The organism is Paenibacillus sp. 2TAB23, from assembly GCF_052115165.1.
In the GTDB taxonomy this organism is placed as follows: domain Bacteria; phylum Bacillota; class Bacilli; order Paenibacillales; family Paenibacillaceae; genus Pristimantibacillus.
The window spans coordinates 91,646-118,624 of record NZ_JBFRGD010000003.1; the positions used below are offsets into that span (position 1 = coordinate 91,646).

The 26,979-nt window shown below is 47.2% G+C and carries 30 protein-coding genes and 1 riboswitch; of the genes, 3 read left to right on the plus strand and 27 right to left on the minus strand.

Translation table 11 applies throughout. From position 1 onward, the window contains the following. Positions 1-59 precede the first annotated feature (59 nt). Entirely contained in the window at positions 60-674 is a 615-nt protein-coding gene (locus AB4Z29_RS05560) for a genetic competence negative regulator (RefSeq protein WP_183567835.1), read from the minus strand. A gap of 203 nt (positions 675-877) precedes the next feature. Beyond that, positions 878-1,201: a hypothetical protein gene (locus tag AB4Z29_RS05565; RefSeq protein ID WP_441942102.1), complete on the minus strand. Its 324-nt coding sequence runs from the start codon at positions 1,199-1,201 to the stop codon at positions 878-880. A gap of 174 nt (positions 1,202-1,375) precedes the next feature. Here AB4Z29_RS05565 and AB4Z29_RS05570 point away from each other — a divergent pair, with 174 nt between their 5' ends. After that, positions 1,376-2,230, plus strand: coding sequence for a polysaccharide deacetylase family protein (locus AB4Z29_RS05570; protein ID WP_441942103.1), 855 nt, complete (start codon positions 1,376-1,378; stop codon positions 2,228-2,230). Here AB4Z29_RS05570 and AB4Z29_RS05575 read toward each other — a convergent pair. Both AB4Z29_RS05575 and AB4Z29_RS05580 read right to left on the minus strand, forming a co-directional pair. Beyond that, positions 2,220-2,453 carry a hypothetical protein gene (locus AB4Z29_RS05575; RefSeq protein ID WP_441942104.1) on the minus strand — a complete coding sequence of 78 codons (234 nt, stop codon included), beginning with the start codon at positions 2,451-2,453 and terminating at the stop codon, positions 2,220-2,222. The two genes, AB4Z29_RS05570 and AB4Z29_RS05575, sit on opposite strands and share 11 nt — an antisense overlap. Next, positions 2,450-3,043: a CPBP family intramembrane glutamic endopeptidase gene (locus tag AB4Z29_RS05580; protein ID WP_441942105.1), complete on the minus strand. Its 594-nt coding sequence runs from the start codon at positions 3,041-3,043 to the stop codon at positions 2,450-2,452. Before AB4Z29_RS05580 ends, AB4Z29_RS05575 begins: the two co-directional genes overlap by 4 nt. Positions 3,044-3,152: 109 nt before the next feature. Here AB4Z29_RS05580 and AB4Z29_RS05585 point away from each other — a divergent pair, with 109 nt between their 5' ends. Next, positions 3,153-4,073 carry a hypothetical protein gene (locus AB4Z29_RS05585; RefSeq protein ID WP_441942106.1) on the plus strand — a complete coding sequence of 307 codons (921 nt, stop codon included), beginning with the start codon at positions 3,153-3,155 and terminating at the stop codon, positions 4,071-4,073. Positions 4,074-4,094: 21 nt separating this feature from the next. Here the strand turns inward: AB4Z29_RS05585 and AB4Z29_RS05590 are convergent, their stop codons facing one another. Next, positions 4,095-4,421 carry a rhodanese-like domain-containing protein gene (locus AB4Z29_RS05590; protein ID WP_441942107.1) on the minus strand — a complete coding sequence of 109 codons (327 nt, stop codon included), beginning with the start codon at positions 4,419-4,421 and terminating at the stop codon, positions 4,095-4,097. Between the two features lie 240 nt (positions 4,422-4,661). Between AB4Z29_RS05590 and serA the strand changes: the two genes are divergently transcribed. Beyond that, positions 4,662-6,254, plus strand: coding sequence for a phosphoglycerate dehydrogenase (serA, locus tag AB4Z29_RS05595; RefSeq protein WP_183567856.1), 1,593 nt, complete (start codon positions 4,662-4,664; stop codon positions 6,252-6,254). Between the two features lie 108 nt (positions 6,255-6,362). Here the strand turns inward: serA and AB4Z29_RS05600 are convergent, their stop codons facing one another. The 22 genes from AB4Z29_RS05600 to AB4Z29_RS05705 all read right to left on the minus strand — a co-directional run bounded on the left by AB4Z29_RS05600 (position 6,363) and on the right by AB4Z29_RS05705 (position 26,966). Beyond that, positions 6,363-7,844 carry an ATP-binding protein gene (locus AB4Z29_RS05600; protein ID WP_441942108.1) on the minus strand — a complete coding sequence of 494 codons (1,482 nt, stop codon included), beginning with the start codon at positions 7,842-7,844 and terminating at the stop codon, positions 6,363-6,365. Then, the gene (locus AB4Z29_RS05605; protein ID WP_138753462.1) at positions 7,845-8,561 is read right to left on the minus strand and encodes a response regulator transcription factor; all 717 of its coding nucleotides are present in this window, start codon (positions 8,559-8,561) and stop codon (positions 7,845-7,847) included. 27 nt (positions 8,562-8,588) lie between these two features. Next, positions 8,589-9,848 (minus strand): cytochrome c biogenesis protein CcsA, encoded by a 1,260-nt coding sequence (ccsA, locus tag AB4Z29_RS05610; RefSeq protein WP_441942109.1) that lies wholly within the window; start codon positions 9,846-9,848, stop codon positions 8,589-8,591. After that, entirely contained in the window at positions 9,845-11,503 is a 1,659-nt protein-coding gene (resB, locus tag AB4Z29_RS05615; RefSeq protein ID WP_441942401.1) for a cytochrome c biogenesis protein ResB, read from the minus strand. Before resB ends, ccsA begins: the two co-directional genes overlap by 4 nt. Positions 11,504-11,520: 17 nt before the next feature. Continuing rightward, the gene (locus AB4Z29_RS05620; protein ID WP_441942110.1) at positions 11,521-12,051 is read right to left on the minus strand and encodes a redoxin domain-containing protein; all 531 of its coding nucleotides are present in this window, start codon (positions 12,049-12,051) and stop codon (positions 11,521-11,523) included. Positions 12,052-12,138: 87 nt separating this feature from the next. Beyond that, entirely contained in the window at positions 12,139-12,885 is a 747-nt protein-coding gene (locus AB4Z29_RS05625; protein ID WP_441942111.1) for a pseudouridine synthase, read from the minus strand. 54 nt (positions 12,886-12,939) lie between these two features. Beyond that, positions 12,940-13,443 (minus strand): spore maturation protein, encoded by a 504-nt coding sequence (locus AB4Z29_RS05630; protein WP_183568153.1) that lies wholly within the window; start codon positions 13,441-13,443, stop codon positions 12,940-12,942. A 25-nt stretch (positions 13,444-13,468) separates the two neighbouring features. Next, positions 13,469-14,125 (minus strand): nucleoside recognition domain-containing protein, encoded by a 657-nt coding sequence (locus AB4Z29_RS05635; protein WP_441942112.1) that lies wholly within the window; start codon positions 14,123-14,125, stop codon positions 13,469-13,471. A 69-nt stretch (positions 14,126-14,194) separates the two neighbouring features. Then, positions 14,195-15,385 carry a D-alanyl-D-alanine carboxypeptidase family protein gene (locus AB4Z29_RS05640; RefSeq protein WP_441942113.1) on the minus strand — a complete coding sequence of 397 codons (1,191 nt, stop codon included), beginning with the start codon at positions 15,383-15,385 and terminating at the stop codon, positions 14,195-14,197. A gap of 128 nt (positions 15,386-15,513) precedes the next feature. Further along, positions 15,514-15,993 (minus strand): GerW family sporulation protein, encoded by a 480-nt coding sequence (gene ytfJ / locus AB4Z29_RS05645; RefSeq protein ID WP_441942114.1) that lies wholly within the window; start codon positions 15,991-15,993, stop codon positions 15,514-15,516. Continuing rightward, a complete protein-coding gene (locus AB4Z29_RS05650; RefSeq protein WP_441942115.1) occupies positions 15,966-16,658 on the minus strand; it encodes a DUF2953 domain-containing protein in 693 nt (230 codons plus the stop codon). The genes ytfJ and AB4Z29_RS05650 overlap by 28 nt, the downstream gene beginning before the upstream one ends. A 58-nt stretch (positions 16,659-16,716) precedes the next feature. After that, entirely contained in the window at positions 16,717-17,319 is a 603-nt protein-coding gene (gene scpB, locus AB4Z29_RS05655) for an SMC-Scp complex subunit ScpB (RefSeq protein WP_183567877.1), read from the minus strand. Continuing rightward, positions 17,288-18,067, minus strand: a complete 780-nt coding sequence (locus tag AB4Z29_RS05660) for a segregation and condensation protein A (protein ID WP_441942116.1) — start codon at positions 18,065-18,067, stop codon at positions 17,288-17,290. The genes scpB and AB4Z29_RS05660 overlap by 32 nt, the downstream gene beginning before the upstream one ends. 35 nt (positions 18,068-18,102) lie before the next feature. Continuing rightward, complete coding sequence (ribH, locus tag AB4Z29_RS05665) at positions 18,103-18,573, minus strand: 6,7-dimethyl-8-ribityllumazine synthase (protein WP_138753451.1); 471 nt, start codon at positions 18,571-18,573, stop codon at positions 18,103-18,105. Positions 18,574-18,616: 43 nt separating this feature from the next. After that, positions 18,617-19,852, minus strand: coding sequence for a bifunctional 3,4-dihydroxy-2-butanone-4-phosphate synthase/GTP cyclohydrolase II (locus AB4Z29_RS05670; RefSeq protein ID WP_441942117.1), 1,236 nt, complete (start codon positions 19,850-19,852; stop codon positions 18,617-18,619). Positions 19,853-19,925: 73 nt separating this feature from the next. After that, the gene (gene ribE / locus AB4Z29_RS05675) at positions 19,926-20,585 is read right to left on the minus strand and encodes a riboflavin synthase (protein WP_441942118.1); all 660 of its coding nucleotides are present in this window, start codon (positions 20,583-20,585) and stop codon (positions 19,926-19,928) included. Positions 20,586-20,694: 109 nt separating this feature from the next. Next, entirely contained in the window at positions 20,695-21,792 is a 1,098-nt protein-coding gene (gene ribD / locus AB4Z29_RS05680) for a bifunctional diaminohydroxyphosphoribosylaminopyrimidine deaminase/5-amino-6-(5-phosphoribosylamino)uracil reductase RibD (RefSeq protein ID WP_441942402.1), read from the minus strand. A 221-nt stretch (positions 21,793-22,013) separates the two neighbouring features. Further along, positions 22,014-22,223, minus strand: a riboswitch (FMN riboswitch). 33 nt (positions 22,224-22,256) lie between these two features. Next, on the minus strand, positions 22,257-22,688 hold the full coding sequence (locus tag AB4Z29_RS05685) for a peptidylprolyl isomerase (protein WP_183567888.1): 432 nt from the start codon (positions 22,686-22,688) through the stop codon (positions 22,257-22,259). Positions 22,689-22,741: 53 nt separating this feature from the next. Then, positions 22,742-24,073, minus strand: a complete 1,332-nt coding sequence (lysA, locus tag AB4Z29_RS05690; RefSeq protein ID WP_441942119.1) for a diaminopimelate decarboxylase — start codon at positions 24,071-24,073, stop codon at positions 22,742-22,744. A gap of 131 nt (positions 24,074-24,204) precedes the next feature. After that, positions 24,205-25,869, minus strand: a complete 1,665-nt coding sequence (locus tag AB4Z29_RS05695) for a spore germination protein (RefSeq protein ID WP_441942120.1) — start codon at positions 25,867-25,869, stop codon at positions 24,205-24,207. A gap of 25 nt (positions 25,870-25,894) precedes the next feature. Next, on the minus strand, positions 25,895-26,323 hold the full coding sequence (locus AB4Z29_RS05700; protein WP_441942121.1) for a stage V sporulation protein AB: 429 nt from the start codon (positions 26,321-26,323) through the stop codon (positions 25,895-25,897). After that, complete coding sequence (locus AB4Z29_RS05705) at positions 26,316-26,966, minus strand: stage V sporulation protein AA (protein ID WP_441942122.1); 651 nt, start codon at positions 26,964-26,966, stop codon at positions 26,316-26,318. Before AB4Z29_RS05705 ends, AB4Z29_RS05700 begins: the two co-directional genes overlap by 8 nt. Positions 26,967-26,979: the final 13 nt, after the last annotated feature.

Genomic DNA, 26,979 nt, shown 5'->3' on the forward strand with positions numbered 1-26,979 from the left:
AAGAAGAGCACCTTGCAGACAAAAATCAGCCTGCAGATGCTCTTTCAGTGGTCAACTTGCTAAAATTTAAAATGATTACATATTTCCCCTACTGCTTTCTCGGGCATAATCACTTTTCCGTATTCCTCCAGCATTGCATAAGTGACCGAGGTTGCCTCTCCGTACTCAGCAAGCAAAGCTATGACTGCATTATGCCTGGAAACATCGATTAAAGCAGGTTCYAATGCCAATATATACTTGCCATTATAAGAATAAAGCCGTCCGTCATCTGTAAGGGCAGAGCTTTGCAATTGTTTGCAAACGGAGATGACATCCTCGAATTCGCGGAAAGCATACATCACAATATCGCTTTGTTCAAGCGTCACTTCCATTTCGTATATTTCGTCGTCCGTGTCGTCATCTTCGGTTGCCCGATCGCCTGCATGACTATTCATTTTGCCACGGGTGACAATCACTACCATACCTTGAGCGGGGAGGGCAAACACTTCGACCGCTAATGGGCCGCTGGCGTCGAATCCAAGTTCACTATATGCTTGATCCATCATTTCACTGAATAGTTCGTGTACTTTTGGAATTTCGCGCCACATGTCGTCCTTCTGGATCCCCCGTTCCAGCAGGTCGTCGAACGTCAGGAAAATCCGTATCTTATCCTGGCTCAGTCGTTCGATTTTCATGACAGGATCCTCCTCTGCAGCATCTGTTGTAATAACGTATGATTTTTTTAGTTAGATGTGATCAAATTTGATCAAATCGTGCTATGTATCTACTTTATCATTTCTTTTCGTCGAATGCACTAATAATGAACGAAAAAAAGAATCGCCTGAACGCATAGCATTTCTGCTTCACGTTCAAACGATCCCTTGTGATCCCTGCACGATTAATGGGCTATTGCTGACGATTCCGCTTTGATCTTATCAGCTTCACGTTTCAATGACGGATCACTGTTAACGATCGTCTCAATCTGTTCCCAAGCGGCTTCTGATTTTACGGCGGTATCGTCTGAATGCTTTGGGGAGAATGCTGAGGCCTCTTCCCTTATCGATTTGCTCATGATTTTGGAAACGGATTTGCGTGCAACGGAGGAGCAAACATCAGATACCGCATGAGCCGCCCAAGCAACTGCGCCTGGCTGCTTGCGAGAGACATATACGGTTGCTGCCGCGCCAATTAATCCACCAACCAAAAATCCACTTAATTTCATAATCGTGTACACCTCTTCCTTGTTCAGCATTCGTCTTCATGGATTAGTTTGACCGCATCACTTGGACGTCATTCTGATTAAAATAAGGAAATCATGCTAATCTTCGATTTGGGTAAATATGATACAATGAGGTCGATTCAGCATGAAAACATCGCGCTTTGGAGGTTTACTTACATGAAGCATAACCATTTGATCATATGCTTAATTTTCGTCAGCTTACTACTTACATCTTGTACTGCAAGTCAGACTAACGAGAATGCCACTGTATCCAGCGAAGCCTCCGAGACGGAACTCCCTACCTCAACTGCTTCCCCCGCACCTGCTTCTAGCGCGCCTACAGCAAGTCTGAAGCCAGCTCCTGAATTGACGGAAGCAGTGAAAGGCGAGGGGCCAGACATTCTTTATACGATGAGTGAAGCCTACCGCTTTGTTCCGATTGAAGCAAATACACCGGACAAAGTCGTATTGCTGACTTTCGATGACGGACCGAAGGACCAAGTTGTCCTTACAAGCCTTCTAGACACGCTAGACCAGCACAATGCCAAGGCCATATTTTTTGTAAACGGCTACCGCGTAAAGCAAAACCCTGATTTGTTGACCATCATACATGAACGCGGTCAAACGATTGGCAATCATTCATGGGATCACATTAACCTGAAAGAAGAGAAAGAGGATGTCGTCGAAAAACAACTTAATGATGTTCAGTCAGCCGTTCAAGCACTAACTGGCACAAAGCCGTTATTCTTCCGTCCTCCATACGGCTCCGGAAGCGACCTTGTTAAGAAAATAGCAAAAGACCACGGCATGCTGTACATGACGTGGTCCAATGGTTCCCTTGATTGGGATAAGTCAGCTAAAGATAAGCCCGAGGTTGTCATTAAAAATGTGATGGACCAGCTTCATCCTGGAGCAAACATTCTTATGCACGAGCTAAAGTGGACAGCTGAAGGGCTCGATGAACTGCTCACAAAACTCGAGAACAAAGGCTATGGATTTATTGATCCTTCCAGCATCAAGCTTAATCCGTAAACTTTGTACCGTACCAGAATAAGCCCGCAACCAAGCTGACGAATAGTACAAAAAGAAGATTATAATACCATTTCGTTACTTTATAATTACTCGAAGGATGTTTTTTTCGCCTAGGCGGCAGAGCTTCTCCTTCATTGGAATCCGTTCCGATGCTGAGCGAATTTGCCGCCTTATCCTGCTGCCTGTTTCCCCTCGAATTTCCAAACTTTTCTTTCCTGCTCATGACTCCCTCCTGAAACGTATGATCAACCCCATTATGAAATCAATTAAGAAATGAGCGATAATCGGAGCAAGAATCGAACCGGATTGCATATAAATCCATCCTAATCCATAGCTGATTGAGAAAACGAGCCCGGTAGGAATCCAATGCTTCAAATACCTTACATGAATAGTAGCAAAAATTATGCTCGTCCAATAGGGACCTATGGCATGTTGTATCGCTCCGCGAAAAAGCAGTTCCTCGCAAATCGCAACAACAAGGGATATAACCGCAATATGCCAGACGGGTCTCGTACGAAAAATCCGATCGTTTACCCCGCCGTCATCGGCTGCTTCCTCCGGCACAAACCTGGAAATAAGCAAATCGACAAGGATTACCGCCACCGCGAGACCTGCTCCCCAGTAGACAAAGCTAAGCTCCTTCGGCGGCGTGAACATGTGAAACAAATTTTGGTGCTGAAATAAAACCCACACTAAACCGATAATAAAAGTAAAAGCCTGTGTAGCATATAAATTAATGAGGAGCATACGGTCATCCAGATCGTCAACGGACACCTTTCGAACGCGAATGTTGCGAATATCAAATTTTTTCATAGCTAACCGCCTGTCTGGAACGTTCTTATTTTCTTTTAAGACCTTTTCACCTATACTGATAGGACTAATCGGCAGCCTAATTTTTTCACATAGAAGGAGATAGAGAGAGATGGAAAAAAGATTAACCGCATCGGCAATGTTATTTAGTATTGGATTTGTATTCATGCTCGTTTGCGCAGTAGGCGCCTTTTTCTATGGCATACAAATCGGTAGCGAGAAAACAGAAGCCAAGTATGAAAAAGATGAGCTTGTCGCAAAAAACGCCGCATCAACTGTAAGCCCTTACCAGCAGCAAGATTTGGTCTCTTTCTATCATACTGTATTTTTGCCTTACCGTGAATTTCAAAACGAATGGTTCGCTGCAATGAATAAGCTGTCGCAAGGAAAAACCAATGAAGCAACTTCCATGTTCAAAGACTTGGCTAGCCTTGCCGATGAGAAAGCGAAGGACGCAAGCTCTGTGGATATGCAAAGGTCACCGCTGCTAGGGCAAGCTCAAGTCAGCTATATTAGAAGCCTTAAGCTATTCAAGGATGCCTCAACCAAAGCGGCTACGAGCTCCAAAACCTTGACATTCAACGAACTTAAAAAGGATATCGAGCAAGAAAAAAATTACTTATCAGCTTCACAATTCGCGCTTAGCGCGCAGCAATCTTATTATGCGGCCATGTTGAAATGGGCAGCTACCGTCGATCTTGATATTCCAGCTGACTACAAATCTCCATCCTTGCTTCAGTTGACGCAGTGGAAGGATCTCACGATCACGATAAAAAACAAGCTGATGGCTGATCAGCTCATGACTCGTAAGAAGCTGACAAACTACTACCCTCAGGACTTGACGAGCCGAGTTGATGAATTTATTGATTCCGGACAACCAGCCAAAATGAAAGTGCATACCGTGTCCGCAGTCGTTGATCTTCTCATTAATACCGAAGCCGTTCGTACAGGTGACTTTACCGAAAGCAAGCTACGGTTCTATCAGCAGGAACTGCTGCCGCAGCTTCCATTCTTCACTTCCGATACCAATTAAACTGATTTTGAATGGTATCCATTAATCGTATTGAAATCCTTTTATCGAGGCTATCGCTGCCATCCCGCCGGTAACGTTGTGGAGACTGCTGTAGCCTTTTTTTTCTAAGTATTCACATACCGCTGCGCTGCGTACTCCGTGAGCGCAAATGATATAGATGGGCATCGTATCTATCAATTCATTTAAGCGATTTGGGATTGTATTCATCGGTATTAGAACAGAGGTCTCCAAATGGTAATAATCCCATTCAAACTCTTCCCTGACATCTATAAGTTGATTTGCTGCTATTTTTCCGTTTTCCAATAAATTAAGCATGAATTGCGCTGTCACATCCTTCCAATTCGCCATGAATAAAGACCTCCCCTGTATTATTTTGTAGCTTATGCTGCAAGAATCATAACGAAATTTTCACATTTCAGCAAGTTTGAGGATTGCTTTTGTCCACCCCGTTGCATTAAAATAGAAAAGTCTGAGATCGATGATCAAACTCTCGTCCCGCTGCTGCACAACGGTGCCGGGTTGAGGGTTTTTCTGTTCATATTAAGCGAAGCCTTGGAGCTTAGCACCAATTTAGGAGGCATACTTCACATGTTTAAAGTGTTAGTTTCCGATCCAATTAGCGATTTGGGCATTCAGCAGCTTGTTGATGCGTCAGATGTCGCAGTCGACAAAAAACCTGGATTAAGCGAAGACGAATTGGTTGCCATTATTGGCGAATACGATGCGTTGCTCGTTCGCAGTCAAACACGCGTTACTGCCAAAATCATGGAAGCTGGCAAACAGCTTAAAGTGGTTGGTCGTGCTGGCGTTGGTGTCGATAATATCGACCTTGATGCAGCTACACAACGCGGCATTATCGTTATCAACGCTCCTGACGGCAACACGATTACAACTTGCGAGCATACTTTTGCCATGATGATGGCGGTTGCCCGTCATATTCCTCAGGCTTACATGAAGACCGTTAACGGTACATGGGATCGCAAATCCTTCCTTGGCGTAGAGCTTCGCGGCAAAACGCTGGGTGTTCTTGGAATGGGCCGTATCGGCAGTGAAGTAGCAAAGCGCGCGAAAGCTTTCGGCATGGAAATCATGGGTTACGATCCGTTTATGACGGAAGAAAGAGCTGAGAAAATCGGCGTTAAGCTTGCAAGCGTAGATGATATCGTACGTAATGCTGATTTCATGACCGTACATACACCACTTACGCCGGAAACTCGACACATGATTGGGAAAGCACAATTCGAGGTTATGAAACCTGGCATGCGCATTATCAACTGCGCACGCGGCGGAATCATTGATGAAATCGCATTGGTCGACGCTGTCGATGCAGGCATTGTTGCTGGTGCTGCATTCGATGTGTTCGAGGTTGAACCGCCAGCTGATGACCATCCGTTCCTCACTCATCCCAAAATCATCGTAACTCCGCATCTTGGCGCATCTACGGTTGAAGCGCAAGAAAACGTAGCGATCGATGTTTCTGAGCAGGTTCTTCACATTTTACGCAGCGAGCCGTTTATCAATGCGGTTAACATGCCACCAATTCCGGCTAATTTGCAAAGCATCCTTCAGCCATACTTTACCCTTGGCGAGAAGCTTGGCAACTTTATTGCTCAGGCAACGGAAGGTGCTGTTATTGAGATCGTAGTTGGTTATGCCGGTGAGCTTGCAGAGGTTGATACTCAACCGCTTACTCGTCACATCGTACGCGGCGTGCTTGCGCATCACCTTGGCTCGGAGCAGGTCAATGTTGTTAACTCCCTGCATCTAGCGAAGGTTCGCGATGTCAATATCGTGATCCAGAAATCGCATGCGTCCAAGGATTTCACGAACCTTGTAACGGTGGCGCTTCGCACGAAGAAGGAAGAGCGCGTCGTATCCGGTACGCTGCTCACTGGTTATGGTCCGCGTATCGTGCAAATCGATAAATTCCCGGTTGATGTTACGCCTGAAGGCAATCTTATCCTTATCTCGCACAACGATAAGCCTGGTATTATCGGCCGCGTTGGAACATTGCTCGGCAATAATGACGTTAACATTGCAACGATGCAGGTTGGTCGTCAGTTGGTTGGCGGTTCTGCGATCATGGTGCTTCGAGTGGATAAAGCAACCCCTAAAGAAGTTCTTGAGCAGCTTACGAGCATGCCTGAGCTTAACACCGCGAAAGAAATTACTCTTTTCTAATAAAATGACAAGAAACAGCCAATCAGATCGTCTGATTGGCTGTTTTTGTTTCACGAGCAACAAGAATTATCTGCTGTATTCTACAAAAAAAGCGCCCCCTAAAGGACGCTATGACAACGACTGATGCGCTTCGACAGGAAGCAATAACGTAAAGGAGGTACCCTTTCCTGCATTGCTGTCAACGACGATACGGCCATGATGCAGATCAATGAAGGTTTTGACGATCGCAAGACCCAGACCTGTTCCACTAGCCGTTCCCCGTTTGCGAGCTTTATCTGCCTTATAGAAGCGTTCAAAGATGTAAGGCAAATCCTCAGAGGGGATACCTTGTCCTTCATCTCTAACGGTAAGCTGAACGTACTCACTGGCGTTGACTCTCTCAAGCTGTCCGGCAATCGTAATGGATTTGCCTGATGGTGTATGCCTGAGGGCATTATCGAGCAGGTTGGTCAGAACCTGTTCCAAGCGATCCTCATCCGCTTCCTTGACCATCAGTGGCTCAAGAGGCATCTCCGCATGAAGCTTCACGTCGCGTTCCTTCGCATAAACCTGAAATTTCCGATGAACGCGTTTAAGGACATGCCTAAGATCGAGCTCTTGGAAGTTCATATCCACATGACCAGCTTCCATACGTGCTATGTCCAGAAAATCATTGACTAATCTACCCATTCGCAGCGATTCATCATAAATGACCTGGACAAGCTCCTTGCGATCCTCGTCTGAGACAACGATATCGTCCAGAAGAGCTTCGCTATAGCCTTGCAGCATAGAAAGCGGCGTCCTGATCTCATGGGAGATATTCGCCACGAAATCTTTTCTCAGCTTCTCAAGCTTATGCTCCTCCGTTACGTTCCGAATGACCGCGACCGCTCCCCTGATAACGCCTTTGGATTGAAGAGGCGCCATCACGGCAGACCAGACGCTGCTCATTACATGAACATTGTCCGTCGCATCACGGCCCTCTTCCATCACTTTCTGGAATAGATCGCGCAGCGGCATCGGAACTTCCGAGAAGGAGGATGAACTTTCGAACAAGTCCTCTTGCCATGCTTTCTCTACTCCAGACCATTGGTTGATAAGCAAATGCCCGCTTGGATTCGTTAAAATCACTTTACCATCTGCATCAAAGGTGATAACGGAATCACCCATGCTTCGCAAAATGCTGGCAAGATGATTTTTTTCATGATTTAAATCATGGATTAGCTTATCAAGCTGCTCCGTCATATGGTTAAAGGTTTGTGCCAGCTCTCCGATCTCATCGCTGGATCGAATATTCACCCGAGTCGAATAGTTTCCTTGAGAGATGGACACTGCTGCTTCTTTGAGCTGCAGCAGAGGCTGTTGTATTTTTTTGGACAAAAAGAAAGCGAAAAAAGTGGATAACAGAAAGCCGATGATCGCAGTTAGAACAAATAGCACCTTTACTTGATGCTGCGTTTTGCCCTCACTCTCAACCCAAATGTCGATATACTGCAGAAGAAATACGCCAACGATTAACAACACTACAGCAACAAGCAGCATAATCGTTGCCCAAAGCTTGCCAACCACGCTGCGCCAAAGTTTGCCCGCCGAACGCTGCCACAAGCTCATTTATTTCGGTACCTCAAGCTTATAGCCGACGCCCCAAACGGTTGTGATCATCGCTGCTGCATCAGGAGAAACCTTATTCAGCTTCTCTCTTAAACGCTTTACATGCGTGTCCACAGTGCGCAGGTCGCCGAAAAATTCGTAGTTCCAAACATCCTTCAGGAGTTCTTCTCGGGAGAACACTTTGTCGGGCGATACAGCCAAATAATGCAGCAGCTCGTATTCTTTAGGCGTCAAGCTGACTTCCTGACCGCCTGCTGTCACTCGGTGCGCATCATGCTCAATGATGAGATGAGGAAACACAATATTGTTGCTTGAATTGATTTCCTTCGTAAGAAAAGCAGTAGCTGATGAGCGTCTTAATATTGCTTTTACTCGGTAGATGACTTCACGCGGACTAAAGGGCTTTACCACATAATCGTCAGCGCCTACCTCAAAGCCTTGCACGCGGTTCATCTCCTCGCCTTTAGCTGTAAGCATAATGACTGGAGTTGCTTTCACTTGGCGAAGACGTGAACAAACCTCAACGCCGTCTATTCCCGGAAGCATGACATCCAACAGGATGAGTGCATAATCCGTATTCGACGCAAGCCTAAGTGCTGTCTCACCATCTTCCGCCTCGTCGATTGTATAGCCTTCTTTCTCTAGATACATCTTGAGTAGACGACGAATGCGTTCTTCATCGTCTACGACCAATATACGGCTTGAATAATCGGACATCGGGCAAAACTCCTCTCAAACTAAATACTAAGTACCAGAATAGGAATGCAAGCCTGCAATAACGAGGTTTACCCCAACCAGCGTGAACAATACGACTACGAAGCCGATAACTGCTAGCCAAGCCGAAGGCTTGCCCTGCCAGCCGCGCGATAGACGGAAGTGCAAGTAAGCACTGTAGTAAAGCCACGTAATGAGCGCCCAAACTTCCTTCGGATCCCATCCCCAGAAACGTCCCCAAGCGATATTCGCCCAGATCATCGCGAATATTAATGCACCGAGCGTAAAGATTGGAAAGCCGATCGCGATGGAGCGATAGCTGATTTCATCCAGATCTTCGGGATCAACACCCTCCATCATGGGATGAATGAYCGCTCCTAGCGGTTTGCGGAATACTAAGCGCAGCAATCCGTATAGCAAGCTTCCTGCAATAACGGACCATACAACCGTATTCAGCTTACGGCCGGAATTGACGCCGTTCATCCAATACGGTGCTTCAAAGACCGGCTTGTCCATTCCTAAGAAGGAATCCGCCTTCACGATATCACTGTTATACGGTTTAACAATTGGCGGCAGCGTATAGTCGACCGTTTCCGTAATCGTTGATTCCGTCCCTTTGCCATCTATGCTTGACTTCTCCTGAATGAATTGCGCCTCATAGCCAGCGCCACGGAACGCAAAGACAGCAACAATGAAGCCAACAATCAATATAATGGAGTAAAGCGAGAATTCAACCCAAAACTGCGAACGCTTCGCTTCCTTCGTTTTACTTTTGAAATCGACGACTCGCAGCAAGTACATCATTCCCGCTGCAAAGCCTACTGCAAAAAAGGCTTCGCCGAGGGCGGCAGTCGTAACATGCACCTTGAGCCAATAGTTGTTAAGCGCCGGAATTAAAGGCTGTACCTCCTGTGGAAATACAGACGCATATGCAACGATAATAACGGTAAGCGGCAAGGAGAACATCCCGAGCAGCGGCTTTCTATATATGGCAAAAACGATTGTGAACGCGATCATAATTGCCATGCCAAGGAAAGTCATGAATTCATACATATTGCTCGTAGGAATCTGTCCGCTTCCTGCCCATCTCGTGAAGAAGAAAGTCAAATGCGACGCCAAACCAAGGCTTGAAGTAATAAACGCGATGCGTCCCCAACGTTTCTCATGCTGGAGTGGATCACGGTTGCTCCATTTCTTCCCTGCAATCGCAATGACATAAAACATAAATGCAAAACAATAAAGAAAAAATGCGACAATAAATGCGTCGCTGCTAAAATCAACTAAACTCACGCGTTGTTCCCTCCGTTATCAAGCGACTTCGGATCTACGGTTATCCCTATTTTTTGAAGCGCTCCCGCAACATCTGAGCGCATACCGTACCAGTTTTTGTTCGTATGAGCCCCTAATGAAAGCTCTCCGTCATCAATTCGAAGCCAAATCCGCCGATGCTGCCAATATGAGCCCATTAGCAATCCAATCATCGAGAACGCTGCTCCAACCCATACATATGGCAATGCCCGATCCATCCGAACGTTCAGATAGGTCGAAGCTTCGGAAAAGTCAACGTTTTCCATCCCATCTACGCGAATCTCAATCTTGTCGGAAATCGCATGGTTGATGACATCCTGTGAGAATTTCACCTTATCCTTCTGCATCGGGAAATACATATAAGGTTCCCCGGCAGGATCTAGTCCAGGACCCTTCACCGTAAAGACGAAAGCCGGAGCAATCGGATCACGGGATAAGGTAATTGGTTCTCCATCATCACCGATAGCGAATTCCATATAATTAGCATATAAATCAAGTGTATATGGCCCAAGCTTATGCTGCAGCTCGGAATCCTTCATCGGAAGATCAAACGGCCCGTATTTCTCGCCCGTTTGTTTGTCTACCAGTATAGGATGAACGGCATTCAATCGCGGGGTCGTGTCAAAGTCGAATTGATACAGCTTCAAACCCTTGTACTTAAGCGGTTCATTCACGATGATGTTATGCCGCTTCACTTCTTTAAGTTCAGGCTGCTTTGCTTGATCCGTGCAATTGCTTATACATTCATACAGAACGGCCTTCGTCTCAAACAGCTTTGCTCGCGCTGTCCCTTTAAGCTTGTCCGGGAGCTCCTCATCCGTGTAGTACTCTACTGTAAACTTTTCGTTTTTCACAAAATAGTTCGTATCCGCGATTTGAATGGTATCACCATCGGGAATCGTTATGTAGCTGTCCATTTGCCAGCTTGGAATGCTTCTTGCCAATATGGCCAATAGAAACAAGATAAGCCCAATGTGGTTAATGTAAGGTCCCCAACGGCTAAAGCGATTTTTTTCTGCAAGCAGCGCTGATCCATCACGGTGAATCCGATATCCTTTTCGTTTAAGCTGCGCGCCGAAATCCTGCACCCACTTCTCTTCATCGCCTTCAATGGTCTGCTTATACACCGTTTTCTGCCGATGTATAAACTGTAGATGCTTTCGAATTTGCTGCTTGCTCAGTGCCCGGTAAAGCGGCAATACACGGTCAAGGCTGCAAATAACCAGCGATGTACCGATCATGACCAACAAACCGATAAACCACCAAGTTTCATACGTATGCGACAAACCTGTCAAGTAATAAAGCTTGCCCGGAAATCCGTAGGTTTCCTCGTAATACACCGAAGGATCGAAGTTGTTGATAAAGGTATTTTCCTGCGGATAGATCGTTCCCAGCATGGCGGTCAAAAACGTAATGATGATCAAATAAATCGCGATTTTGACTGATGAGAAGAAATTCCATATCTTATCAATGTAATTCGGATTGCTCTTCTGCGAACGTCGGGCAACACCGTCATAACGCATTTCCAAAGGCAAGTCTGATTCTACATTGTTCTCGAGCGGCTTGCCGCAGCTCTCGCAAAGCACGGTTCCGATTGCATTCTGATGCCCGCACTCGCACTTTGTGTTCTCTACCACTAACACGATACAACCTCCTAAAGCTTAAGCAATCTCTCAATTCGGTCGTCAATCTCCGCCTCAGTCATCCCGCCTACTTTTATTTCCATTAACGTCCCATCGGGATTTATGAAGAAGGTAGTCGGATAAGACTTTAAGCCGTAGCTGCGCTCCGTCTTCCGATTAACGTCCCGCAAGATTGGATAATTCAGATCGAATCGGCGCACGAAGTTATTGACAGTCAACGTATCCTCACTTAAATTAATGGCAAGAATAACCAATCCTTGATCCTTCCACTTTGCATACTGTCTCTCAAACTCAGGCATTTCCTTAACGCAAGGCGGGCAGAACGTTCCCCAAAAGTTGACCACGACAGCTTTGCCCTCATAATCAGACAATTTTCTCGCAGTGCCTTCTAAATCGACAAGCTCAAACGCAGGAGGCTTGTCTCCTTCCTTCAAAGGGCCTTTATCATCAGCAGCAAATAAAGTAGATCCAATTGCATACCCACCTATGATCAAGACGGCAATCAGGATAACAATTTGCACCGTTTTGCGCGATTTTCCCATAATTGAATTCACCACCAGCTTCTCTCTATGCAGTCACGAATATTACCATTATAACGAAAAGTCGACGGCAATTACTGCCGCCGTCGATTACTTTTTATGAACTTTATGTGTCTTGCTATTTGCAATATCAAGCAATTCCTTGATTTCCACGGGCGTTAAATGACGATACTTTCCTCGGCCGAGATTTTCAAGTCCCAGCTCGCCAAAGCGTATCCGCTTCAGCCTTGTTACCTTGTGTCCGATTGCTTCGAACATACGGCGAACTTGGCGATTGCGTCCTTCGAATATTGTAATCGTTATTGTTGCCTCGTTACCGTCCGTATCCACGTCGTGATATTCCACTTCTGCCGGAGCAGTCATGCCGTCCTCCAGCTTGATGCCCTTCTGAAGCTGCTCTAGCGCAGTTCCGTGAGGTACGCCTTTGACAGTTGCACGATAGGTTTTGGGTACGTGATGACTTGGATGCGTAAGCAAATTAGCAAACTCTCCATCATTGGTTAGAAGAAGGAGACCCTCCGTATCGTAATCCAATCGTCCGACCGGATACACTCTCTCTTTGATTCCTGGCAAGAAATCGGAAACCACTTTGCGGCCCTGCGGATCCTTGGCGCTCGTGATAACCCCTTTCGATTTGTTGAGCATGAGATAGAGCTTCTTCTCGCTCCGTATCGTCTTCCCGTTAACGGTAATGACGTCGACTGCCGGGTCAGCTTTGACGCCAAGTGTCGTTACTTTCTCACCATTAAGCTCAACCATCCCTGCCAAAATCATTTCTTCACATTTGCGACGGGAAGCGATTCCCGCAGCGGCTAATATTTTTTGTAAACGTTCCAATGCTTTCACCTCAATCTCCATCATAACGATATGACGAAGAAAGCACAAGCTTCACTAGCCGAATATGTATAAGCAAATTAAAATAGCAGCAAAAAAACCGACCAGATCAGAAAATAAACCAACTTTCAGGGCATACCGTGATTTTCGAATGCCCACTGCCCCAAAATAAACGGTGAGTACATATAATGTTGTGTCCGTACTTCCCTGTATCGTTGAAGCAATTCTGCCAATCATGGAATCAGGACCAAAGGTTTGGATTAAATCGGTCGTAAAGGCCAATGAACCGGCCCCTGTTAACGGTCGCAAAATGCCAAGAGGCAGCACCTCGCTCGGTATTCCCGCCCAATCAAACAACGGTCTGACCGCCGACAGCATGAGCTCTAACGCTCCCGATGAGCGGAACATGCTGATGGCAACCATCATACCGACAAGATGTGGAATGATGTTGATGGCTGTCCCGAAGCCATCCTTTGCTCCCTCAACAAACGTTTCATAAACGGGCACTTTGCGCCTTAGCGCTGCATAAAGCGGAATAAATACGATAATGGCCGGAATCATCCATGCAGACAAGCTTGTAAATACGCTATACAACAGTCTCACCTCCAACTCCCTGCGGGCTTGCTTTCATACTTGTTGGCTTAGATGCTGGCGGCGCCATCGGAGGCGGCGATTTCCTTCTATACCAGCGATCCGCAAGTATGGCAGCTGAGGTCGCTACAAATGTAGCGGCTAACGTCGTTCCGATGATTTCGGCTGGATTAGCTGAACCGTAATTCATTCGAATAGCAATCAGCGTTGTTGGAATAATGGTAATACTTGATGTATTTAAAGCCAGAAGCGTACACATCGCAGGCGTTGCCGTATCCGGATTTGGGTTCAGCTTTTGCAGCTCCTGCATCGCTTTTATTCCCATTGGTGTTGCGGCGTTCCCCAGACCGAATAAATTTGCGCTCAAATTGCTCATGATGTAACCAATGGCCGGATGGTTGCGAGGTACATCAGGAAACAGCTTTCTTACAAGCGGTCCGAGCATTTTTGCTAGTGTTTGCAGCAAACCAGCATCTTCGGCTATTCGCATCATTCCGAGCCAAAATACCATAATGCTAATTAATCCGAAGCTTACGGTGACGCCTGATTTGGCTCCTTCGAAGGCAGCCTGCGTCACCGCATCCATTTTTCCTGTTACCGCTGCTACAATGACGCTTGCTACGATAAAAAACAGCCATATCCAGTTTACCATTTTGGTCGCCTCCCCAAGCTACGCAAATACATGTCAGATTCAACCGGCGTCTCCCACGCCTTGCTGAATTCAGTGCGCAAATAATGCATCCAGCACTTTTAATAATGAACCCATCATTATGTCAGTTCCGCCTTGATGATCTGCTTTTCGAAACTCGGCCAAGGATTGAAGCGATTTAGGTGATTTTGAAGGCTGCTCGAGCTTTGGACTTGCCAGATCATACACAGGTACTGAACCAATAAGGTGATCGGCCATATACCATTCGAGCAGACCTCGCTCGCCAAAGGTTGACCGAATGGAATCAACGTTGTGAAGCACTAATCGAGATTGAATGCCGTCTTTTTCATTATCAGCGATCGGATACTTGAAGGATTGTCCGATCGTGTAAGGATAGCCGGCTATTTGCTGACCTTTAACAGCAATTTCTTGAAGCGGATAATGCTTAAAGCCCCAGTCGAGCATCTTCCGATGGTCTGACCAGTCATCGCCGTCATTAATCGTTACTGCAGCTAGCTGTTGGCCCTCTCTCGTTGCCGAGCTTACAAGACAGCGAAGCGATTTTTTGGTGTATCCGGTTTTAACGCCGTCTGCGCCCTCATACATGGAAAGCATTTTGTTCTTATTCGTATAGCTGTATTCCCATTTTTCATGCGGGTTTGGCACCTTTTTGACACGTGTGCTTACAATTTCAGCAAACACATCATTTTTCAGAGCATATGCGGTGAGCTTGGCCAAATCATTCGCGGACGAATAATGACCTTCCTCGTCCAAGCCATGCGGATTTCTAAATTGGGTATGCGTAAGTCCAAGGAACGTCGCTTTCTCATTCATCAGATGCACAAAGCCTTCCTCTGAGCCCCCTACATGCTCCGCAATAGCCGTTGCTGCATCATTGCCGGATCTTAGCATAAGCCCATACAGCATATGAAGCAGGCTCATTTCTTCGCCTAGTTGAAGATAGATTGAAGATCCTTCTTTGCCAACCGCACGCTTGCTGGTTTTCACCATGTCGGTCAGCTTACCATTATCAATAGCTACAATAGCTGTCATAATTTTAGTTAAGCTTGCAATGCGCATTGAGGTATCGCCGTTGCTGCTGTAGATTAAACGGCCGCTCTCTACATCAATCAATGCCGAGCCCTTGGCATTCGTGTAGAGCGCGCTCGGATTTGCAATCGCCTTCTCGAGACTGCTTGTCCCAATCAGCAAAGCAAGCATAAGCCAAAGCGCAACGATTTTCCGCATATTGCCGACATGCATGTTCGTTCTTGCCCCTCTCCTTGCGATAGTTGATAAAGCCTGTGTCTCTTTCAGTATATGCTTGTACATCTTGCTCTAGACGAAAACAGCCAACAAAAAATGAAAAACTGCCCTCTCGGGCAGTTATGTCATAAGAGGTGATCGTTAGCGTCCACGTGTGCGCTAATTACGTTGGGTGACGGATCAACATATGCAGCAGTGCTGGACGGCTGTTTCATCATGGATTGCAGCTTATCAAACACATGCGGAGCTGAATCGATAACACGCTCCATCAAATGCGTTTGATTGTCGAGCGGTACAATTTTCACGCCATGCGTGCCAACCACGAGAAAGGCGATTGGCGTTATGGATACGCCGCCCCCGCTTCCCCCGCCGAATGGCATTGCAACTGAAGCATGCTGCGCATCGGATTGGTTTTTATGATCGACGTCATCCAGCCTTATATCGCTGCCTCCTGCTACAAATCCGAAGCCAACCTTTGAGATCGGCATAATGATGCTTCCGTCCGGCGTTTGAACAGGGTCGCCAACAATCGTATTGACGTCAACCATTTCTTTAATATTTTCCATTGCGGTTTGCATTAAGCCTTGAATAGGATGTTCTGCCATGCTTTGACGCCTCCTTTCATCTTCCTCATCCGAACCAAAAGCTGAAGTCCGGCAAGAATAGCATAACCGAAGCGGATTTGTGCTATGCATGACCACTCGGTGGTGAAAGCGGTTCGTTGATAAATGGGCTGCACATTCATTTGAGGCTCTGCTTGCAGCTTTACCATCTGGGATATCAACCCGACGATCGAAGTTTTTACGGACCACACCAATCCCGTTGACATCGCTGTCCACATCGCATCGCCTGTGCCTACCGAGGTATGCCACTTCCACTCCAATAGGCGAACCTTCGTCAGTGTTTTTCTAGCCCAGCCCGTCAGATTGCGCGTCATTTGCAGTAGCCGTTTAAACTTATCGATCCCAGAAACTACCTTATCCGCATCAATATCCTCGTTAAACTCTTTCCACGTATTGATGCCTGCGCTCGATTTCGAGACCTCTTCCTTTAGTTGGACCGATGTACCGGTAAACTGAATAATCGGCACTTTCAAGGTATAACGAATGATTCCAAAAAGTGCTTTTATGTTCACTTCAGCGTCATCATTATGCCCAAATCTCCGCAAATGTCCTTTAATGACAACTTGAGAGCTTAGTACCATTATTAAAATAAGCAAAAAAAAGAGACTGGCCGCCGTCATCCAACCGTAAGGGTAACTGAGCATCATGATGCTTCCTCCGTTTCCCTAATATGGGTTGAATATAGTATGACCCGGCGGCCAAATCTCATTCTTTAATTTCTTCAATTGTCATTTGCTTGCCGTCCAAACGCTCGAATAACAGCTGAGTCTGCTCCTCTAACGCATCGTCGATATCGACATTACCAGGTTCCGGCAGTTCTTTAATGGAGGGTAATCCGAAATAATCTAGAAATGATTTCGTTGTTCCATATAATATCGGTCGTCCGATTTGTTCTGCTCGGCCTACTTCTTCAATTAAATCCTTGGAGACGAGCGATTGTATCGCACGGTCGCTCTTTACTCCGCGAATCTCTTCAATTGAAATTCTCGTAATAGGCTGGCGATAAGCAACGATGGAAAGCGTCTCGAGCGCAGCCTGCGACAGCTGTGAACGAGTTGGCGTATAGGCCATCCGCTCAAAGTAAGGCGCATGCTCCAAATGTGTAGTTAACCGATAGGACGCCGCAACCTCCGCAATCTGGATGCCGCGGCCCTCGCGCTCCAGATCCCGCTGCAAATCATACACGAGATCCGACGCAAGATCGGCATCCAGCTCCAAAATATCCGCCAACTGCCGTTTAGTCAAGCCTTCATCGCCTGCCATGAAAAGCAGACCCTCAATAATCGTCTTCAACTTCTGATAATCCAATTTGCGACGACTCTCCTCTCCAATGAATAACGATGTCGTCAAAGAGCTGGTGTTGAAAGCAACGAATATGCTTCATCTTCATCAGCTCCAGAATCGCGAGAAAAGTGACTACGATTTCATGCCTGTCCATATTTTCACGAATGAGCCGAGAAAAACGAACCGTTTCAAACTGCTTCAGCACATCAACGATATCCCGAATCCGATCCTTGACCGAAATCTCATCCCGTTGAATCGTTGATACGACATTCCGCCTTGCTGCCCGGCGCAGCGCCTTCTGAAAAGCCGAAATTAAGTCAGAGAGATGTACGCCTTCTACCGGATTCACCTTTTCTTCCTTCATAAAAGGCGACATATCCTCCGGCTCACGCGAATAGACGAGGCTGCGCTCGACTTCCTTCTCGCGCAGCTGCTCGGCAATTTGCTTGAACTTTCGATATTCCACGAGCTTCTGAATGAGCTCGTCTCTCGGATCGAGTCCGTCATCGGGCCAATCCTCGTAATCATCCTCAAATACGGGCGGCTTCGGAAGAAGCTGCTTGCTTTTTATCGCCAAGAGAGTAGCCGCCATCACTAGAAATTCACTCGTTACCTCCAGCTCCAGCTCCTTCATCGCATGCAAGTAATCCATATATTGAATCGTTATCTCGCTGATAGATACTTCATGGATATCGATCTCGGCTTTGTCGATCAAGTGAAGCAATAGATCAAGCGGCCCCTCAAAAGAATCCAGCTTATAAAGCACCGACACTTACATTTCCTCCCGCCTAGCCTTATCTTCGCTGCTTAGCCTTGCAATTGCTTAGTCAAATTCGCCATTTCAATTGCACTGGCAGCTGCTTCGTACCCTTTGTTGCCCGCCTTCGTTCCGGCACGCTCGATCGCTTGCTCAATCGAATCCACCGTGAGCACGCCGAATATGGTAGGCACGCCTGTTTTCAGCGCAATCGCAGCAACACCTTTTGCCGCCTCGTTGCAAACAAAATCAAAATGCGGAGTTGAACCGCGAATAACCGCACCAAGCGTTATAACCGCATCATATTTGCCGCTTTCGGCCATTTTTTGAGCGATTAGCGGAATTTCGAACGCGCCTGGAACCCAAGCAACCTCAACGTCGGAATCCTGTGCGCCATGTCGTTTGAATGCGTCAAGTGCGCCTCCAAGCAGCTTGCTCGAAATAAACTCATTGAAACGTCCTACTACTACTCCGTATTTTAAACCTTCTGATACTAAATGTCCCTCATAAATTCGTGTCATTTGTCATCTTCCTCTCGTTATTTTAAATGATGTAGTCGTTAATTTAAATGATGTAGTCAATATCTTCAAAGCTGAGCAAATGTCCCAGCTTGGATTTCTTCGTTCTCAAGTAGCTTTTGTTGTCTTCCTTCGTTTCCATCTGAATCGGCACGCGTTCCACTACCTCGAGGCCATAGCCCTCAAGACCTTTGATCTTGCGCGGATTGTTGGTCATCAACCGCATCTGACGGACGCCAAGATCCTTCAGAATTTGCGCGCCTATTCCATAATCGCGCAAATCGGCCGGAAAGCCAAGCTTTAAATTTGCATCTACCGTATCAAGACCCTGCTCTTGAAGCTCGTAAGCCTTCAGCTTGTTGATAAGACCGATCCCTCTTCCCTCTTGGCGCATATAGAGAAGTACGCCGCTGCCTGCTTCCTCGATCTGCCTAAGCGCAGCCTCCAGCTGTGGTCCGCAGTCACAACGATGGGAATGGAATACATCCCCAGTCAAGCATTCGGAATGCACCCTCACTAGCAGCGGAACCTCCGAATCGATCTCGCCTTTAACAAGCGCAATATGCTCTTTATTATCAACGAAATTCGTATAGGCGATCGCGCGGAATGTTCCGAAATCAGTAGGAAGCTTGACGTCGACTGCACGTTCAACCAGTTTTTCCTTCGCATTGCGATATTGGATCAGCTCTTGAATCGTAATGAGCTTTAGATTGTGTTTTTCTTTGAAAACCAGCAAATCAGGCAGCCGAGCCATCGTTCCGTCTTCATTGATAATTTCGCAAATCGCACCTGCCGGCTCAGAGCCGCACATAATGGCAAGATCGATTGCTGCCTCTGTATGCCCAGCACGGCGCAGCACGCCTCCTGATTTCGCAATCAAAGGAAAAATATGGCCAGGCCTGCGGAAATCAGAAGCTTTGGTCGACGGATCGATAAGCGCCTTCACCGTTTGTGATCGTTCATAGGCTGAGATTCCTGTCGTCGTTCCTACGAAATCGACGGATACCGTGAAAGCCGTACCATGGTAATCCGTGTTATGCGTAACCATAGGCGGCAAATCCAGCTGCTCTGCACGCTCCTGAGTAATAGGAACACACACAAGGCCTCTAGCCTCTGTAATCATGAAATTAATAACCTCGGGCGTCGTACGGTCCGCCAAAGCGATCAAATCGCCTTCATTCTCGCGATCCTCGTCATCAACGACAATGATCGGCTTGCCTTGCTTAAGATCCTCTAACGCGTCTTCGATTTTATCAAATGGATTGTTCTCTATATGCTCCATATGGAATTCCCTCCTTTGTGACTATTATGCTTGTATACATGTTCAAAGCTTTGCTCACCTGCTGGCATAAGGCCTATAAAAAACCATTTTCCATCAGGAATGAGGTGCTCAGCTTGGATTCTGCTCTTATGTTCTCAGGCTTTTTGAAATTCAGCAGATGGTCAACGTATTTCCCAATGACGTCGCATTCAATGTTAACCGTATCCCCAGCATGCTTTTGCTGCAACGCTGTTTCTCCAAGCGTGTGCGGTATAATCGAAACGGAAAAGGAATGCGCACTTGTATCCACCACGGTAAGGCTTATGCCGTCGATGGTTATGGACCCTTTTGGAATAACATAGCGCAGCATATCCGCGTCATCCAGATGAATGTGATACACGACAGCGTTAGCATCCGAGTGGCGTTTCATGATTTTCCCAGTGCTGTCCACATGCCCTTGAACAATATGCCCGCCAAATCTCCCGCCTGCCAGCATGGCACGCTCTAAATTCACTCGTTCTCCTGCCCGCAGCTCATGAAGATTCGACTTTCGATAAGTCTCAGGCATCACATCCGCCGAAAATGAAAACCGGTCAAAGGCCGTGACTGTCAAGCATACGCCATTGACTGAGATGCTGTCACCGAGCATAACGCCATCGGTGACGCGGTCTGCGCCAACGACGATACGCATCGCTTCGCCCTGCTTAGCGATTCCTTTCATTTTCCCCACTTCTTCCACTAATCCGGTAAACATGGGCTTCCTCCTTAAAGGTTTGCGGTAGCAAACCTACTCCGTAAGCATCAACTTAGGTTTGCGGGTAACAAACCTACTTCGTAAGCATCGTTATACTCCGTGCATCAGGTTAATAAACTGGATAACCGGACACACATATGTCCTCTCCTGCCATATCAACGCTGACACGCTCGAGTTGTACGGCATCCGCCATTTTCTCATACCCTGGAAACGTGAACGTGCCAGGTGCATGCAGGCCGCCGATGATTTTGGTTGCATAATATAGAATGATTTTATCGATAAGGCCTGCTTCGAGCATTGCTCCGTTCAACTGACCTCCGCCTTCCAGCAGGATCGAACCAATTTCAAGCGCGCCAAGCTTCGCCATGCCATCAACCAAATCGACCTTCTCACCAGAACCACAGACAATAACCTCGATGCCCGCTGCTTCCAGCTCACGCCGCCGTTCCTCACTAGCTTGACTGGAAGTCATTACGATCGTCCGAACCGTTCGGTCAACGACGACCCTCGCAGTCAACGGCAATCGTAGCTTTGAGTCTACGATGATTCTAACCGGATTAAGAGCGGGAACAGCAGCTCTCGTGTTCAGCAGCGGATCGTCTGCAAGAACCGTTCCAATGCCAACCATGATCGCCTCATGCTGATGACGGAGCGTGTGCACCTGCTCACGGGCAATCGCGCCGGTTACCCAGCGGCTGTCGCCCGTGCTGGAAGCGATCTTGCCATCAAGGGTGCTGGCCGTTTTTAACGTTACGAATGGCATTCTAGATGTAATGTATTTATTGAATTTTTCATTTAATTGCTGAGAGCGTTGTTCGAGTACGCCTACTGTAACTGCAATACCTTCTTCCCGCAGCCTTGCGATGCCTTTACCGGACACCTCGGGATTGGGATCGCCGCTGGCAACGACAACTCTCGCTGCTTTCGCATCGATAATACGCTCACAGCAAGGAGGCGTTTTGCCAAAATGGCTGCATGGCTCAAGCGTAACGTAAACGGTCGCGCCTTCAGCCTCGGCACCAGCCATTTGCAAAGCATGAACCTCTGCATGACCGGTACCCCGCTTAAGATGCGTTCCGATTCCGATGATTCGCCCATCTTTGACGACGACGCAGCCTACGACTGGATTAATGCCAGTCTGACCGGAAGCTTTGGCTGCCATATCGAGCGCTAACCCCATATAATACTCATCATTTAAAATGTCCAACAACAAAAAACACCCCTATCGGCAATCAATCCGAAGGGGTGATGAAAGATAAAAATAGGTAACTACGACAAAACCGATCGGCGTTGTCGGTTTTAGGTCCCGACTAATCCAATTTGCATCTCATGCAATTTCGGTTTGTAAAATACGCTAAAGAAACAAGCCTAGTTCACATGTGAAATAAAGCACACACGCAAATAAACGGATTGTTATAGCTGTCGAAGCATCCCCTTCTCCCATCCAGACTGTACTGTCGGTCCCGGATTTACACCAGGTCCACCGTTCTAATTCGCTGCCACCGTCCATAAGGACGACAGACAAACCGTTAGCCCGGGTCACGGACTGACGGACAGCATAGAGGTTCGGTTATCCGATCCCTCTATGCTTGCCCGATCACCGCCGGTTAGGAATTTCACCTGACCCCGAAGGAAAGCTGCACTTACATAATTATAGTTAGTATATTAACACTAAATTGATTCAACTTCAACCTTTTCCATTTTGTCTCCGCCTTTGAACGCATCAACAAACTCCATACCTTTAGAAACCTTACCGAAAACAGTATGTCCACCATCCAAATGCGGCTGTGGCGCATAGCCGATATAGAACTGGCTGCCGCCTGTGTTACGGCCGGCATGGGCCATAGCAAGCGTACCGCGCTCATGTTTATTCGGGTTGATTTCACAATCGATTTGGTAGCCAGGTCCGCCTGTCCCTGTCCCGTTCGGGCAACCGCCTTGAGCGACGAAGCCAGGAATAACACGGTGGAATGTAAGACCGTTGTAGAAACCGTCGTTAGCAAGCTTCTCGAAGTTTGCTACAGTGTTCGGCGCGTCTTGATCGAATAGATCGATAAGAACCTCTCCGCCGTTTGCTAGTGTGATTTTTGCTTGTTTTGCCATTGCTGCATCTACCTTTCTTTTATCCAGATAAGACTACGTTACCAATTTCGCCCTTATTTCGCAAGCGGTGATTTTTGAAGTCTTGCCGGAATGACATCATTACATACGATATTTTCTAGCGATTCCCGTTTAACAGCAAGGTCTGCCTGGCCGTCTTTAACGAAAACAACAGCCGGACGACGAATGCGGTTATAGTTGCTCGCCATTGCATAATTATAAGCACCCGTACAGAAAACAGCAAGCAGATCGCCGTTTTCAGCTTTCGGCAATTCCAAATCCCAGATCAGCATGTCGCCGCTCTCACAGCATTTGCCCGCAATGGAAACCGTTTCTTCAACCGCATCGTTCGCGCGATTAGCAAGCACAGCTTCATATTTGGATTGGTAAAGAGCTGGGCGGGGGTTGTCCGTCATACCGCCGTCTACTGCAATGTATTTACGAACGCCCGGAATGTTTTTGCTTGTTCCGACTGTGTACAAGGTTGTTCCAGCATCGCCAACCATGCTGCGGCCCGGCTCTACCCAAATCTCAGGCAGCGGGAATTCCGCATTCGTGAAATTCGTAATTATAGCGCCTGTGATAGCAGCTACATATTCGCAGATCGGAAGCGGAGTGTCGCCTTCTACATAACGGATGCCGAAACCTCCGCCAAGATTGATTACTTTAAAGGTAAGGTCAAGCTCATTGCGAATTGCAACCGCGAAATCAGCTACTTTATCCACAGCCATACGGAAACCTTCTACCTCGAAGATTTGTGAACCGATATGTGAATGGACGCCTAGAATGATAAGGTTTGGCAAAGCAAGCGCTTCTTGAATTGCTTGTTTCGCAGCTCCATTTCCGAGATCGAAGCCGAATTTGGAATCTTGTTGGCCAGTAGAAATGTAATCATGCGTATGTGCTTCAACGCCTGGCGTAATACGAAGCAGGATGTTGACTTTTTTGCCTTTATCGCCCGCAAGCGCGTTCAACAGCTGCAGCTCCATGAAGTTGTCAACCACGAAGCAGCCGATTCCTGCATCAAGCGCCATATTGATTTCCTCAGGCGTCTTATTGTTGCCGTGGAAATGAATGCGCTCAGCCGGGAAACCCGCTTGCATAGCCGTATAAAGCTCTCCATCAGATACAACGTCAAGCGACAGTCCTTCTTGCTCTGCGATTGCGCACATTGCCATTACGCTAAACGCTTTGCTCGCGTAAGCCACTTGGAATCTCAGCCCTGAAGCTTTGAAAGCCTCGACATATTCAATTGCACGCTGACGAACAAGAGCCTCGTCCACAATATAAAGTGGCGTACCAAACTGTGCAGCCAAATCAGCTACATCGCAGCCGCCAATTTCCAAATGTCCTTGAGTGTTAATTTTACTAGTCCCATGCAGGTACATAATTTCCCCTCAGCTTTCTTCTATCTGCTTGCAGATAGAACGGATAGAATTTGCATCAATAGCACAAGTATAACGCAATCTACCCGCCATGCGAAATGGATAAATCCACATTTCATTTGCATTTTATGAATTCACTCCGTCTTCGGCATCTTGTCTCGCTGCTGCGGTCTCAGATTGTTGGGACGCGTGCGATTGTACAAGACAGGCTGCCGTACGATAATACTCCACATCGCTCTTAGATCAAACGGAATAAATGGCCACATGTACGGACGATTGAAGGAACGCTCCATCGTGAGCAGAATGATAATGGCTGTCGTTGCAATAACGAAGCCAGGCACACTGAAGGCGGCCACCGCAACGATGAGCACCAGCCGAACGATACGATTCGCTAGACCAAGCTCATAGCTTGGCGTTGCAAACATACCTATGGCGGCAACAGCCATATAAAGGATTACTTCATTCACAAAGATACCCGTCTGCACGGCAATATCGCCGATTAGAATGGCGGCTACGAGCGACATGGCCGTCGCCAGCGACGTTGGGGTATGTACCGATGCCATCCTCAGGAGGTCAACTCCGATTTCTGCCAACAGAAACTGTACGACAAGCGGCAGCTTCGCCGTTTTATTAGGGCCTAAAAACTCAAGTGCCGGTGGCTTCAATTCCGGATGCATAACGAACAGCAGCCAAAGCGGAAGCATAAATAAAGAGGCGAATATCCCGATAAATCTGACCCAGCGCAAATACGTACCGATAAACGGTGTTTGCCTATTCTCTTCGGCATGCTGCATTAAATCCGAATAGGTTGTCGGCAGAGTCATCACGCTTGGCGAGGTATCCACGAATACAGCCACGTAGCCTTCCAATAGATGCGCAGCAACTGTATCAGGCCTCTCCGAATATCGTACGAGCGGAAAGGGGTTCCACCCCCGCTTCACGGTTGACTCCTCCAGCTGTTTGTCTGCAAGCGGCAAACCGTCAATCTTCACCATCGCAATCTTGTCCTTAATCGATTTCAGCAGCTCTTTATCCACAATGTCGTCAATGTAAGCGATGCATACATCCGTTTGCGTCCTCTCTCCTACTCTAACGATTTCATAACGCAGCTGAGGATCGCGGAGCCGCCTTCTCACAAGCGATACATTGACCATCAACGTTTCCACGAATCCGTCCCTGCTGCCGCGGACAACCTTCTCTAGCGATGGCTCCTCCGGTCCGCGTGCAGGAAAAGCCTTCGCGTCAATCATGACGACACTCGATTCGCCGTCGATAAACAAAGCAGTACCGCCGGAGAGGACTCCTGTCAGCATGCTGTTCCAATTATCCTCTTTTGTAGCCTGTGCTGCTGGTACATATAGATCTAGAAAGGAATGAAAGGCATGCACAGACAAATCCTCTGGCTGCAAAAAGGTTAATCGTTTGAGCACTTCCGTAAGCAGCGTATCCTTGACTAGACCGTTCATACATAGCATAGCTGTGCGACGATCCCCGAAGGTCATCTCCCTTACGACCACGTCAAAGCTCGTTTTATAACCGATTTCGTTTTCCAGACGCGACAAAACCTCATCTAAATCAGTAGGAATCGGAACAATATCTTCCTTGCCTTTCGAATCCGCGACTGAGCCCTCTGTCTTCTTATGATTCCGTGTTTGAACAGTACCGGCTGCGCCCTGCCGACTGCGTGATTCTTCACGCTGCTGTTCCTCTGGAATGTCCATCATGATCGGAACCCAGTTCCTATCTTTGCCTTGATGTCCATGAGAGTCATTATGCTCGTTATGTTCGTTATCCTTCATGTACCTTCACCTCGTTTATTATGAATTACCACTGAAACACAAGCCAATCGAACAATGAGCCCAACGTTTTCCCTAGCACCATGGCCATTACTAGCGCGACCATGTAAGAAGATAAATTCATTCTTTTGGCGAGAATCGGAAGCACATTCATGACCTCAGTCAAAGCAGCGGCCAGCATGCCGACGAACATGCCGTCAATTAGTCCTGCCCCGCTCAGTAAAATGCCGGAAGGCATGGAAAGCTTCCAGTTCATGAAGTCAGCGAACGTCCAGTAAAGGGAGCCGCAAATAACTGCCGTCTCGAACCATATGGACATGCGGTATGCATTCGCAACCTGTGCAAGCCTTGGAATAAGATCCAATACAATCAATAAGGCGACCAATCCGCTTCCGACTGCAAGACCACCCGCTAAGCCCAGCAGAACAACGAAAATCGTGGAGCCGATGCTAATCATCCTGATTCCCATTTGTCTGGTCGTAATCGGATTTTTTTCGCATCTCATCGGCAATGACATAGGCATTCACATTTTCTTGATACATATAAAGCTCTACTTCAAGCGGATTTGGCTCCTCATTGAATCTTTTGCGGAAGAGGTGGTTGAAGAACAAAACCATTCCTAGCCCTATTCCAAGCGAGTAAGGGATTTGGAACCAAAGCGGGTGTTCCGTGCGCTTCCCTGTTATTAGCTCAACGATGCGAATATGAACCTCCTTCATGCTGACGTCCGTATGGAAATTCATAATGGCAAGGCCCGCTCCAAAGAACAATAGAAGCCAAGCAAAAATAAGCACAGGAATTCGCGGTTTGACAGGCTTCTCTGCTACCATCACTAAGACTTGAGGATCTCCGTAGGCCTCTACAGTCAGACCGGGCTCGCTTTCACGAATGGCTTTGACGATTTGAAGCAGATCGATGACGACTCGGTTGCCGTCTGCCTTTTTATGCTCGTACAGCACGAGTGCCTTTAATTTCTCTTCGAGTGCTTCATCTTTAGCCAACAGCCTTGCCGCTTGGCCTAACGTGACCCGTTGGTTCGGTTTCGTGTAAATTCGTTTTTTAAGACGCAGATAGAGGACCGAATGGTTAGGTATTGCCATCTGTCATCTTCCC